12 protein-coding genes are annotated in these 12,809 nt (G+C 63.6%); 3 read left to right on the top strand and 9 right to left on the bottom strand.

Annotated features, from left to right (window positions below; translation table 11 throughout):
- Positions 1-93: 93 nt before the first annotated feature.
- Positions 94-1,002: a 1-aminocyclopropane-1-carboxylate deaminase/D-cysteine desulfhydrase gene (locus tag ACE04F_RS16615; RefSeq protein ID WP_486108363.1), complete on the top strand. Its 909-nt coding sequence runs from the start codon at positions 94-96 to the stop codon at positions 1,000-1,002.
- A gap of 77 nt (positions 1,003-1,079) precedes the next feature.
- On the opposite strand, the gene ACE04F_RS16610 is transcribed toward ACE04F_RS16615, so the two are convergent.
- Positions 1,080-2,477: a type VI secretion system Vgr family protein gene (locus tag ACE04F_RS16610; protein ID WP_486108361.1), complete on the bottom strand. Its 1,398-nt coding sequence runs from the start codon at positions 2,475-2,477 to the stop codon at positions 1,080-1,082.
- Between the two features lie 219 nt (positions 2,478-2,696).
- Here ACE04F_RS16610 and ACE04F_RS16605 point away from each other — a divergent pair, with 219 nt between their 5' ends.
- Positions 2,697-3,401 (top strand): YebC/PmpR family DNA-binding transcriptional regulator, encoded by a 705-nt coding sequence (locus ACE04F_RS16605; protein ID WP_486108359.1) that lies wholly within the window; start codon positions 2,697-2,699, stop codon positions 3,399-3,401.
- A 31-nt stretch (positions 3,402-3,432) separates the two neighbouring features.
- On the opposite strand, the gene ACE04F_RS16600 is transcribed toward ACE04F_RS16605, so the two are convergent.
- The 8 genes from ACE04F_RS16600 to ACE04F_RS16565 form a co-directional block, all read right to left on the bottom strand.
- The gene (locus ACE04F_RS16600) at positions 3,433-4,749 is read right to left on the bottom strand and encodes a leucine-rich repeat-containing protein kinase family protein (protein WP_486108357.1); all 1,317 of its coding nucleotides are present in this window, start codon (positions 4,747-4,749) and stop codon (positions 3,433-3,435) included.
- A gap of 253 nt (positions 4,750-5,002) precedes the next feature.
- Positions 5,003-6,064 carry an ABC transporter substrate-binding protein gene (locus ACE04F_RS16595; protein WP_486108355.1) on the bottom strand — a complete coding sequence of 354 codons (1,062 nt, stop codon included), beginning with the start codon at positions 6,062-6,064 and terminating at the stop codon, positions 5,003-5,005.
- Between the two features lie 18 nt (positions 6,065-6,082).
- A complete protein-coding gene (locus ACE04F_RS16590; protein WP_486108353.1) occupies positions 6,083-7,198 on the bottom strand; it encodes an NAD(P)/FAD-dependent oxidoreductase in 1,116 nt (371 codons plus the stop codon).
- Positions 7,195-8,550 (bottom strand): FAD/NAD(P)-dependent oxidoreductase, encoded by a 1,356-nt coding sequence (locus ACE04F_RS16585; RefSeq protein ID WP_486108351.1) that lies wholly within the window; start codon positions 8,548-8,550, stop codon positions 7,195-7,197. Before ACE04F_RS16585 ends, ACE04F_RS16590 begins: the two co-directional genes overlap by 4 nt.
- 148 nt (positions 8,551-8,698) lie before the next feature.
- The gene (locus ACE04F_RS16580) at positions 8,699-8,989 is read right to left on the bottom strand and encodes a (2Fe-2S)-binding protein (RefSeq protein WP_434573212.1); all 291 of its coding nucleotides are present in this window, start codon (positions 8,987-8,989) and stop codon (positions 8,699-8,701) included.
- 7 nt (positions 8,990-8,996) lie between these two features.
- Entirely contained in the window at positions 8,997-9,791 is a 795-nt protein-coding gene (locus ACE04F_RS16575; protein WP_486108348.1) for an ABC transporter permease, read from the bottom strand.
- 6 nt (positions 9,792-9,797) lie between these two features.
- Entirely contained in the window at positions 9,798-10,667 is an 870-nt protein-coding gene (locus ACE04F_RS16570) for an ABC transporter permease (protein WP_486108346.1), read from the bottom strand.
- Positions 10,664-11,689 carry an ABC transporter ATP-binding protein gene (locus tag ACE04F_RS16565; RefSeq protein ID WP_486108344.1) on the bottom strand — a complete coding sequence of 342 codons (1,026 nt, stop codon included), beginning with the start codon at positions 11,687-11,689 and terminating at the stop codon, positions 10,664-10,666. Before ACE04F_RS16565 ends, ACE04F_RS16570 begins: the two co-directional genes overlap by 4 nt.
- A 245-nt stretch (positions 11,690-11,934) precedes the next feature.
- Between ACE04F_RS16565 and ACE04F_RS16560 the strand changes: the two genes are divergently transcribed.
- Entirely contained in the window at positions 11,935-12,771 is an 837-nt protein-coding gene (locus ACE04F_RS16560) for an IclR family transcriptional regulator (RefSeq protein ID WP_486108342.1), read from the top strand.
- The last annotated feature ends 38 nt before the right edge of the window (positions 12,772-12,809 follow it).

Raw genomic sequence — 12,809 nt, 5'->3', positions numbered from 1 at the left:
CCCCCCCCCCCCCTCCCACAGGTAATCCGGATCCTGATACCGCCCGCCACCAAGCTGATAAGATCCCGGCACCCTCCTATCCGGTCTGCTGCAATGCTTCTGCCCGCCCTCGACTGGCATCCTCAACCGCGCCTCGAACTCCTTCACCTCGACTGGCTCGCTCGCGCCAGTGTCGAAGTGGCGGTTCTGCGCCTGGACCGGATCGATCCGCTCATCAGCGGCAATAAATGGTTCAAGCTGCTTCATCATCTGCGTATCGCCCATGCCAACGGTGCCGAGGGCGTGATGAGCCTCGGCGGCGCTTATTCCAATCATTTGCATGCCTTGGCCGCGGCGGGGCAACGATTCGGTTTCCAAACGGTGGGATTATTGCGCGGTCATCCCCGGGAGACGCCTACGACCCTGGATCTGCAGGCGTTCGGCATGACCTTGCACTGGTTGGGTTACGGCGGGTACCGAGAGCGGCATGATCCGGGATTCTGGGCTCCCTGGCAGGCGCAATACCCGAATTTATGGCCGATCGCTGAAGGGGGCTCGGGGTTGCCCGGCGCGCAAGGTTGCATGTCCTGGGTAGCCACCGCCCGTAGCCAGTTGGCCACATTGGGCTGGGAGGATTATCACGGCTGGTGGCTGGCTTGCGGTACCGGGACGTCGCTGGCAGGGTTGGTGCTGGCTGAAGCGGGCCAGCATTCGGTTCATGGTGTCCTGGCGGTGCCTGATGACCATGGCGTGCTGCAACAGGTTGAGAGCATTCTGGCGCAAGCTGGGCTGAGCAATCCGCGTTATGAGTTGCTTGACGGCAGCCGTGGTGGTTTTGCCCGGGTGGATGCCGGGCTCAGCGAGTTCATCGAGACCACCGGCGCTATCGAGCTGGAACCGTTGTATACCGGCAAGGCGCTGATGCTCCTCAAGGCCCGTGTCGAGGCCGGGGTGGTTGGCGCCGGCACTCGCTTGATTTTCGTTCATACGGGTGGCTTGCAGAGCCGTCGAGGGTTCGTGTGATCGACTTCAGCGTGTGGGCGATGATCATGTGCCAAATGGGGATCATCGATGGGGGCGACCGGCAACGGTCCAGGCATTCAACGCATAGGGTCGGGAGGACTCAGCAGCCAGTCCAGCAATAACTCCGTGCCACGACCGGGTGGCGTTGGCGGGCCGCCGCTTGGCCCGGCGGCGTCGCTATCGCCGGGTCCCGGAAGGCCGAATATTCCAGGGCATAACACTGGCCTGTCAGGATCGCCGTCGAGAAACGTCACCAGTACCTGGCTGCCAGCCGGCGGCAACGGGCTGTCCTGCAACGTCAGCCGAGACAGGGGTAACGTGATGACTTCGCCCTCCGCGCTCCAAAGGCTGACGTTGGCTTGGCCATGCTCATGCTGACCGTGCATATAGGCAAGATGACAGCCGGCGATGCGTGGTTTCGGGTGCTTGAGGGCTGGCCTGAACACAGTCGACCAAGGGATGGCCAGGAACCGATTGCGATAGTGTCCGGACCCAGGAGAGGAGGAAGACGGGGCTTCGAGGATAGAAGGCTGCCGCCCGCGATGCTTGATTTCGGTAACCAACCATTGATCGTTGAACGTCGATATCGGATGGCCATCGATCTGCACGATGGCCGCGCTGCGCAGGGTCGGTTGGCTGCTCTGGCCGTGGATTTCCCTTTGTGTGCAGCGCAGCCGCTCGAGGGTACGGCGACCTGCCTGCTGGGCATGTACGCCATTGTTCCAGGCGGTATCCAGCGCGGGGCCGGTGAACGGGTGGTTGGCTGCCGAGGTTTCAAAAGCCGCAGCCGATGACCGTTCCTTGGCGTTGGCTGGCAGCTCCGGCGGCGTCAGGTGATGGCGCTGGTAAAGGCGGTTAATGGCTGGCTGCCGGCCTTCCTGCTGATGCAGGTTCAACCCGACCGGCTGACCAGGAAAACTTGTCGGATCTTCGGCAAATACCAGCACATGGCCGGTAGCCGCGTGCTCGAAGTGATAGTGGATGCCTTCTTCCTCACACAACCGTTGCAACAGTTCGAGATCGCTTTCGTCGTATTGGATACAGAACGGCCGGCATGGGTAGTGCCCGTGTGGCAGTTCAAACCGGTAACTGTGGGCGGGCAATTCGTGTTCTTCCAGCAAGTGTTGCAGCACCTGGACTGCGCTGAGTCGGCCAAAGACCCGGCGTCGCGGACGTTGCTCCAGGCTTTGCAGGTAAGGCACCAGCGTCAGGCGATAGCCGACGCGGTGCAGGGCATGGGAGGTCAGGCTGACGCTGTCGACGATCCCATGCACACCCGACTCGGTACCCAGGTGCAGAAACGCCTGTTGGCCGAGCATGATGTCGAGATTTATCGGCGGCCCCAGACCAATCAAGTCGACGTCGAATCGAAACGGTTGGTTGAGGGCTTCCCGTCCGCTGAATCTGTGGACGTGAAGCCGCAGGTTGCTTTCCGTGAGTGTGAGGCTGAAGGAGTAACCCGTATCGTTGCGCATCGCAGCTCTTATTTGCAGGGAGAGGGCGCAGAGGGTACGAAACCGCTACGCACTAAGGGTTACTCGAATGGTACTTTCAGAAAGTCCCTACATCAGATTGTGAAAATGTCGATCCGGCGAGTGCGATTTTTTGGTCGATCAGCCGGTTTAGGCCGTATAAACTTGGCGCCACAGCGCCGACCGGCAGATGTCTCGGCGCGTCAGACAAGAGAGTGAGTAATGGGCGCACAGTGGAAGGTTAAACACAAAGAAGCGGCTGCCAACGCCAAAGGCAAGATTTTCGGCAAGCTGGTGAAGGAGATCACCATCGCGGCGCGCAACGGCGCCGACGTCGCGACCAATGCGCACCTGCGCCTGGTGGTTGAACAGGCGAAAAAGGCCTCGATGCCCCGCGAGACCCTGGAGCGCGCAATCAAGAAAGGCTCCGGCCAGCTCGGTGAAACCGTTCAGTATCATCGCGTGACCTATGAAGGGTTCGCGCCTCATCAGGTGCCGCTGATCGTCGAGTGCGTGACCGATAACATCAACCGCACCGTCGCCGAGATCCGCGTCGCGTTCCGCAAGGGCCAGTTGGGTGCTTCCGGTTCGGTCGCCTGGGATTTCAACCATGTCGGCATGATCGAAGCCGCGCCGGACAGCCCTGACGCCGATCCGGAAATGGCCGCCATCGAAGCCGGTGCCCAGGATTTCGAGCCGGGCGAAGAGGGTGCGACGCTGTTCATCACCGAACCTGCCGACCTTGACGCGGTTCAGAAGGCATTGCCGGAGCAGGGTTTCACCGTGCTGTCGGCCAAACTGGGCTATCAGCCGAAAAACCCGGTCAGCGGCCTGAGCGACGAGCAGATGGCCGAAGTCGAGGCATTCCTTGAAGGCCTCGACAACCATGACGATGTGCAGGACATGTTTGTCGGCCTGGCCGGTTAAGAACTTGTCTTTGGGTGAGGGAACAATTCCCTCACCCCAGGCCGCCGAGCAAGCCAGCTATCTCGTCAAACCCCGGCCGCGCCAGTACGTCCGGCTGACAGCAGCGCGCCTCCAGCTGCCGTAACTGTTCAAGCATCTCATCAGCGAGCACTGGCTCGATCCTTAGCAGCAACTCCCCCAGCAGAATCCCGAACGCCCGCACCTCGATGCGTTGCAGCGCGCGCGTCTGCGGCGTGTCAGCCGTGGCATGGAAAGACGCTGCGCCGAAGTCGCCGAGCAGGCAATCGCCCTGGTCGTTGCAGAGGATATTGTGGCCGTACAGATCCCCATGAGTGATGCCCCGGCGATGCAGGTGTGCCGCCACCGACGCGACGCCTCGGGCGATGCGCAAGGCCGCCGCTGCGCTCAGGCGCAGCTCATCGTCATAGACGTCACGGGTGCAGGACGCCAGGCTCGGCAGTCCGGCCAGGTTGCGGTAATCCGAGCCGATCAGGCTCATCACCAGCCCGGCCTGTTGCTCGGGATGACCGCTGAGCTGGCCCAATACCTCGATCAGGTTCGGATGTTTGCCGGCCGTGATGCAGGCATGCATTTCATGCAGTGGCGAGCCATCGCTGGTCATCTGGCCTTTGTACAGCTTGATCGCGACGTGTCGCGCGGCGCGGCCCGGTGCTTGCCACAGCGCTTGGTGAATCACCCCCGAAGCACCTTCGCCGAGGGTGTGTTGCAAGCTCAGTTGCAGCCAGTCGACAGGCGCGGCGGCATGTAGCGCGGCGGCCTCGGCCTGGGCTTCCAAGGGGTTCCCGGCATAGGCCAGCCAACTGAGGCTCGGTAGCGCCAACAACCATGACGGCAGTTCGCTCAGCTGGTTGGCGGCGATGCGCAGCAATTCGAGGCGATGACACTGGGCCAGGCTCTCGGGCAGTTGCCGAAGACGATTGCCCGCCAGCATCAGCTTTTGCAGGTGCGGGCGACGGCCCAGCTCATCCGGCAATTGGCTGACGCGATTATCGGTCAGGATCAGCCAGCGCAGCGGTGGCGGCAGAGCCTGAGCGGTCACGTGCGCGATGCGGTTGGCCTTGAAGCCGATCATGGTCAACGCGCTGCAGCGTCCCAGGCATTCGGGCAATTCGGTGAAGCGGTTGTCGGAGCAGAACAGGACGCGCAGGTGCGGCAGCCGATACAGGTCGTCAGGCAGCGTATCGAGCTGGTTGCCGCTCAGGTCGAGAATCTCGAGGGAGTCCGCCAGGTTGAAAATTTCCCGGGGAAACTCCGTCAGGCCGCACGAGAGCTTCAGTCGGGTAATGCCTGACAGCTGGCCGGTGCGCAGTTGGGTGAGGGTGTGCATGGGCGGGTCGCATATAGGCTGAGAAGAGCGCAAATATCGAAATCAGCACCTAACCCGTGGCGAGGGAGCTTGCTCCCGCTGGGCTGCAGCGCAGCCCCAAAGCTGCAACTCCATCAACCTGACACACCGAGGTGCCAGATTCGGGGTCTGCTTCGCAGCCCAGCGGGAGCAAGCTCCCTCGCCATAGGGATCAGCGCCGAGTTCGTTGGCGTTGTTGACCCGCATGATAAACAAAAAGACCGGCGCCTGTTGCCTAGCGCTCGATGCTGCGATTCCACCGCGCGTTCCAGGCCGGACGCTGTTCGTTGACCTGGTCCCAGTCCACCGCGATCGCGGTTTCCAGGTATTGCTTCATCGCTTCCACCTGGCCACGAGTCTTGTCGGTGGTCGGGGTGTTGGGGTTGGAGGGGATCTGGTCGCCTTCCTCCAGGGCAATGGCCTGGGCTTCAGGCGTCAGCAGGAAGGCGGCAAGTTTCTGCGCGAGTTCGGGTTCGCTGTTGTGGGCCACCGCGCATTCCGCGACGTTGAGCACCACCGCGCCTTCCTTCGGTTGTGCGTACTCGACCGGCATGCCCTTGAGTTTCAAGGCGGTCACCTGGGTCGGCGTCAGCGGGAACAGCGCGGCTTCGTCGGTTTGCAACATCTCGGAGATTTTTGCCGAGCTGGGAATGTATTCCAGCACGTTGCGCCCGACCGTGTTCGGCCAGGCCTTGAAACCCGGTTCAACGTCGGTTTCGCTGCCGCCCTGGATCCGGTTGAACATCAGGAAACCGTGCAGGCCGAAGGTCGACGACGCCATGGACTGGAACACCACCTTGTCCTTGAACCGCGGGTCGGCCAGGTCCATCCACGAGGTGGGCGTGTTCCAGCCTTTTTCCTTGAACAGCCGCGTGTTGTACGCGAGCCCGGTGACCCCGAGGCTGACAGCTACGGCCTGGTCCTTGATCCGGCCCTTGGCCGGAATCTGCGCCAGGGGCGGGCTGTCTTCAAGCTTGTCGCACAGCCCCATGGCGATGGCGCGGTACATGATGCCGTCGTCAAGGAACATCACGTGCATCTGCGGGTTGCCCTTGCTGGCCTGGACCTTGGCGAGGATGTCGGCCGAGGTGCCCGGCACGATCACCACCTTGACGTTGTTGGCTTTCTCGAAGGCCGGCAGGACCTTGTCGGCATACAGCCTCTCCATGGTGCCGCCGTTCATGCCCAGGTAAAGCGTCGGCTCGGCCAACGCCTGGGTGACCGGGAGCAGGGCGCCCAGGCAAGCGGAACCCAGCGAGCAGAAACCGAACAGTGCACTGCGTTTGACGTTATTCATTGGCGCGACCTTCCTCTATCAAGCAACGGAGATGGAGTGAAACCGGGTGATGGAAAACGCATCCAGCGGCGTGGTTGAGGCGCCGCAGCAGATGATCTCGGCGAGCGCCTGGCCCACCGCCGGGCCGATCTGGAAACCGGCGCCGGCAAAGCCAAACGCATGCAACAGACCGGATTGGGTACTGCTCGGGCCGATCACCGGTTGGCGATCGGGCAGGTAACCTTCGGTGCCGCTCCAGGTGCGGATCGCCTGGGCGCCCTCCAGGAACGGGTAGAGTTCGACGGCCTGGCGCAGGATCTCGATGACGGCGCTCTGGCCGGGGCGGGCGCGGGCGTCATCGAGGGCGAAACCCTGGCCGCCGCCCAATACGCAATTGCCCCGAGCGACCTGGCGCGCATAAATGCCGCCGCCCTCCACGCCAGTGCTGGCATTCATCACCACCGGCAACGGCTCGGTGACCAGCATCGCCGGGTGCCCGGCGTGCATCGGCACCGCCTCGCCAAACTGCGCGACGAACCGACTTGCCCAGGCCCCGGCGCAGTTCAGCAGCCATGGCGCGCGCAGCTCAAGTCCTGTCTCGGTGCGCACGACAAAACGTTGGCCGTCGTGTGTCACCTGGCTGACCGGGCATTGTTCGTAAACCTTTGCGCCATGCCTGCGGGCCGCCTGGGCAAATGCCGGCGAGACCAGGCGTGGGTTGGCGTGACCGTCGTCAGGGCACAGCGAGGCGCCGACCGCGACGTCGCCGACCCAGGGAAACCGCCTGCGCAGTTGATCACGATCCAGCAATTGCAGATCCAGGCCGAAGCCATGACTGCTCGCGGCATAGTCATGCAGCGCACGCAGGTCATCGAGGCTGCGGGCCAACTTCAGATGACCGCTGCGCTGATACTCACCGTCGATGCCGATCAGTTGCGGCAATCGCGCCCAGATCTCATGGGCACGTTGCGACAACGGCAGTTGCGACAAGGGCCGCCCCTGGCGGCGTACGCCGCCGTAATTGACGCCACTGGAATGCGCGCCGCAGAAGTCCCGCTCCAGCAGCGCCACGCTCCGCCCGGCCTGGCTCAGGAACAACGCCGCCGAGGCGCCGACGATACCGCCGCCGATGATCAGCGCATCCACTTCGATCATGAGTCGACCTCCAGGCCAAACGGGACTGGCTTGATCGGCGCCTGTGCCCGCAGACGGCCGATTTCCTGAATGTTGCGGCCACTTTCCCGAGCGATGATTTCCGCCGCCGCGGCACCGCACATCCGCCCCTGGCACCGGCCCATGCCGACCCGGCAATGGGCCTTCACCCGGTTGATCTCCCAATGACCTTCACCGACCACCTGGCGGATGTCACCGACGCTGACTTCTTCGCAGCGGCAAATCATCAGGTCATCAGCGGCGCGGTCCGCCCAGTCCTCAGGAAAGGCAAAGGCGCACTCCAGGCCCTGTCGGAAACGGCCGATGCGTTCGAGGGATTGTTCCAGCTGGGCGCGACGTTGCGGATCGACTCGGTAGCCGAGGTCTTCGAGCAGCGCCAGGGCCGCCCGTTCTCCGGCCATTTCGGCAGCGTCGGCGCCCATGATCCCGGCGCCGTCGCCGGCCAGGTAGACCCCGGCCGAGCTGCTGCGCCCGGCACTGTCGCGTTGCGGCAGCCAGGCTCGGTTGAGCGGGTCCCAGGCAAACTCACAACCGAGCAGATCGGCCAGTTGGGTTTCGCTGCGCAAGCCATGGGCGAAGGCGACTGCATCACAATCGAGGCTGCGCTCGGATTTTTTGTTGCGCCATTTCAACGACTGCACCCGACGCTCACCCTCGATGCGCACGAGGCTGGCGCCTTGATGTACCGCAATACCACGAGCCGTCAGCCAGGCGCGGTAATAGAGCCCTTTGGCGAGCGTGGCCGGTTGCACGAGCAGCCCGGGCAGGGCGCGGATCTGCGCGCTCAAGGGCGAGCTGTCGAGTACGGCCACAACGTCCGCGCCGGCCTTGGCGTATTGGTACGCCACCAGGTACAGCAACGGCCCGCTGCCCGCGAGCACCACCCGCTCGCCGATGGCGCAACCCTGGAACTTCAGGGCGATCTGCGCTGCGCCCAGGCTGTACACCCCGGGAAGCGTCCAACCAGGGACCGGCAGGATCCGGTCGGTGGCGCCCGTTGCGACGATCACGCTGGTATACGCCAGGCGCGCGGCGCGGCCTTCATGCAAGGTATCCAGCAGACCGGCTTCGGCGTTCCACACCAGCGTGTCGGGGCGATAGTCGATCTGCTCGCGCAATTCGTCCACGGTCTGGTGCAGGGCGCTGGCCTTGTGCGCTTCGAAGCCATAGAGCTGGTTCGGCGTGCGCATGAAGTTCGCCGGCTGGCGCCGGTAGATCTGCCCGCCGCCGCGTGCCGCCTCGTCCAGCAGGACCGGGTAAACGCCATGGGCAACCAGGGTTTGCGCAGCGCGAATGCCGGCGGGGCCGGCGCCGATGATGGCTATGGGGTTCATGGCCACCTCGCTGGCGATTCTTGGAGATCGGTGGAGTGGCTGATGCCGCCTTCGCGAGCAGGCTCGCTCCCACAAGGGGGTTGTGATGATGCCGGCTCTTCTGTGGGAGCGAGCCTGCTCGCGAAGAGGCCGCGTCTGCCAAAGTCATTCATACCTTGCGCCCCGGTTCGCGGCTGATCTGCTGGCCGGCCTCGAGCAGCGTCGAGCAGGCGCGCACGCGGCGGCCGTCGCCCAGGCGGACCCAGCAGTCCTGGCAGGCGCCCATCAGGCAGAAGCCGGCACGGGGCTCGGCGCTGAAATCGCTGCCGCGCAAGTGCTCAGCGCAGGTCAGCACGGCGGTGAGCACGGTATCGCCGAGCAAACCGCTGGCAGGCAAGCCGTCGAGCGTGAAGTCCAGGGCCGGGCGATCGCGTTCGGCCAGTCGTTTCAGCAGAGCCATGGCGCCCTCATTGTTTGCCCACCAGGACCCGATCCAGGCCATAGACCCGATCGAGCAGAATCATCGTCAATGCCGTCAGCCCGATAACCAGCGCTGACACCGCCGCCATCATCGGGTCGATGGATTCGGTGGCGTACACGTACATGCGCACCGGCAGGGTTTGCGTGGCCGGCGAGGTGACGAAGATCGACAGCGTGACTTCATCGAAGCTGTTGATGAACGCCAGCAACCAGCCGCCCGCCACGCCCGGCAGAATCATCGGCAAGGTGATCTGCCGGAACAGGGTGAAGCGTCCTGCGCCCAGCGATTGCGCAGCCTGCTCGGCGCTGCGGTCCAGGCCGATGGCCGACGCCAGCACCAGGCGCAGCACATACGGCGTGATCACCAGCACATGGGCGAAGATCAGCCAGGTAAAACTGCCGTTTACGCCCATCAGCGCAAACAGGCGCAGTAACGCGACGCCCAGCACCAGGTGCGGAATGATGATCGGCGACAGGAACAGACCGTTGAAAAAATCCCGGCCAGGAAACTCCAGGCGGGTGATTGCCAGCGCCGCCGGCACCGCGATCAATGTCGCCAGCGACGCCGCGCAGAACGCCAGGGCCAGGCTGTTGTAGAACGCATCGACAAAATCCGCACGCTCGAACACGGCACGGAACCAGCGTAGGGAAAACTCCGTGGTGGGCAGGCTCAGGGTGTTTTCCGGGGTGAAGGCCACCAGGCAGACCACCACCAGTGGCGCCAGCATGAACACCACGACCAGGGCGTGAAACAACAGGGCGAAAGGACCGTTCCTGGACATGCAGAATTACCCCAATGATTTCTTGTAGCGGCCTTCGATCATGCGGTTCCACGAGAGCATGATCAGCAGGTTGAGCAGCAGCAGCGCGACGGCAATGGCCGCGCCCATGGGCCAGTTGAGTTCCGACAGGTACTGGTCGTAGATCAGCGTGGCGACCATCTTCAAGCGACGCCCGCCGAGCAGGCCGGGTATCGCGAAGGAACTGGCGGCGAGACCGAACACAATGAGGGTGCCGGACAGCACGCCGGGCATGATCTGCGGCAACACGACCTTGCGGATCACCGTGAACTGGCTCGCGCCCAGGGACAGCGCGGCCTGTTCGGCGGCCGGGTCGAGTTTCTGCAGCGAGGTCCAGACCGGAATGATCATGAACGGCAACATCACGTGGACCAGGGCGATGACCACGGCGAAGGGCGTGTAGAGCAGCTTCATCGGCGAGCCGCCCAGGGCCTGCAACGTCTGGTTGACCAGGCCGTCGGCGCCGAGCAGCAGGCTCCAGCCAAAGGCCCGCACCACCACCGAGATCAACAGCGGCGTGAGGATCAGAATCAGGAAAATCGAGCGCCAGGGCGCGCCCATGCGGCTGAGAATGTAGGCCTCGGGCACGCCGATCAGCACGCAGAGCACGGTGGTCAGGGCGCTGATCCACAACGTGCGCAGGAAGATTTCATAAAAGTACGGATCGCCCAGCAGGCTGGTGTAATGCTCGAACGTGTAGGCCTCGCTGTTGATGCCCGAGCCGTAGTCGAAGACATTGAACGACAACACCAGCGTCAACCCGAGGGGAATGACCAGCAGGCTCAGGTACAAGGCCAGGGCCGGGGCTGACATCAGGTAACCCTGGCGGCCGCGCTTCATGGCGTCGATCAGCTTCATGCCGACACCTCGTCCACGCTCAGCACCCGCAGCAGCGCCGGATCCCAGTCCAGGCCGACGGCGGTACCTTCGGTCAGGGGCGCCGAGCCGTCGTTGCGGCGCACCACGCTGAGCTCGCCCAGGTTGGTGTCGACGCCGTACAGCCATTGGCTGCCGAGGAAAAAACGGCTGGTGACAGTGCCTTGCAGCCGCCCCGCGCCCGCGGCGCACAGATCGATTTTCTCCGGGCGCAGGCTCAGGGTCAGCTCGCCTCGACCGGCGCCACAGACTTGCACGACGCCAGCGCTGTCGCGCTCGCCGGGCAGCAGGTTGGCTTTGCCGACAAAGCCGGAAATGAACTCGGTGCGCGGGTGTTCATAAAGCGTGTAGGGCGCGTCGATCTGGGTGATGCGCCCGGCCTGCATCACCACCACCCGGTCGCTGATCGACAGCGCCTCGGACTGGTCATGCGTCACCATCAACGTAGTGATACCGACCTCGCGCTGGATGCGGCGGATCTCGAACTGCATCTCCTCGCGCAGGTTGGCGTCGAGGTTGGACAATGGTTCGTCGAGTAGCAGCACCGGCGGTTCGATCACCAGCGCCCGGGCCAAAGCCACGCGCTGGCGCTGGCCGCCGGAGAGTTCCCGTGGGTAGCGCTCGGCGTGCTGGTCGAGGCGCACCAGCTTGAGTACCCGATCGACCCGTGCCTGCAATTCGGTGCCCGGCACTTTGCGCATACGCAAGCCGAAGGCAACGTTGTCCTTGACGGTCATGTGGGGGAACAGCGCGTAGCTTTGGAACACCACGCCCAGGCCGCGGCTGGCCGGCTTGGCGTGAGTGATGTCGCGACCGTCGAGAAGGATGCGCCCGCTGCTGGCTTCGACGAAGCCGGCGATCATTTGCAGGGTCGTGGTCTTGCCGCAACCTGATGGCCCCAGCAGGGAGACAAACTCACCCTTTTCCACCGCGAGGTTGGTGGCGACCACGGCGTCGAGGTCGCCATAACGTTTGCTCAAGTTTTCAAGTTGCACGAAAGCCATGACTGCGCTCCACCTGAGATTGTTATGCGTCGCCGCGAGGCGCGCTTTTTTGTATGGGCAGATACGAAAGGATGTCGCGGGGTGCGTTGGCGCTCGAGATCAAGTCGGCTGCCGCTGTTGTTCGAATCGCCCCTGTATGGACGCAGAGTAGGACGAAGAATAGGATGGGCTCAATGGACTATTTCACTGAGACGATGACTATTTTCAGTTTCATTCGTTGAGTAAATTATTTGAAGGGAAATGAGATGGCTTATTCCACTGAGCGGAATAGCGAAAAAGGCGAAGTTGGGGTCGGCGCGGTCTCACGGCTGTTTGCGGTGCTGCGCAGCCTGGGCGAGACCGTGGAAGGCGGTGAGCGCGTGACGCAACTGGCCCAGCGCATCGGCTTGTCCCAGCCGACCACGCACCGCTTGCTGCGCAACCTGATGGACGAGGGCATGGTCGAGCAGGATGCGCGCAGCAAACGCTATCGGCTGAGCCTGGACTTCTTTGCCCTGGCTGCGCGCGCCGGCAACACCGGTAACCTGCGTGAACTGGCCAGGCCCGCCATGTTGCGGTTGTCGGCGTCGCTGGGGGATTCGTTGTTCCTGCTGGCACGCTGCGGTTTCGATGCCATCTGCCTGGATCGCAGCGAGGGGCCATTTCCGATTCGCACGTTCACCGGCGACATCGGCGGCCGCGTGGCACTGGGCGTGGGGCAGGGCAGCCTGGCGATCCTGGCATTCCTGCCAGAGGAGGAGCGCGACACGGTGATCCATTACAACCTGCCGCGGCTCAAGGATTTTCATTTGTACGATGAAGTCTTCCTGCGTACCGAGGTCGAGAACGTGCGGACACTGGGCTACGCCGGGCGCAACACCGGTGTGTTGCAAGGCATGGCCGGGGTCGCGGTGCCCATTCTCGATCGTGAAGGCCGGGCCGTCGCAGCGCTGAGCGTGGCGACCATCAGCGACCGGCTCGGGCCTGATCGCCTGCCGACGGTGGTGGAAATGCTCAAGCGCGAAGCCGCGGCGATCGGTCCGCGCATCAACCCGTTCGATCCGCTGTTGCGCAGGCCTTCGCAGGTGTTCAGGCAGGGCTGAGCAGCGCTTGTTGGCCGTCGCTGACCTCTGTGGGGGGG

Source organism: Pseudomonas sp. AGC41 (assembly GCF_057334555.1).
The sequence above is the reverse complement of the archived record's forward strand: the minus strand, read 5'-3'. Positions and strand labels throughout refer to the sequence as shown.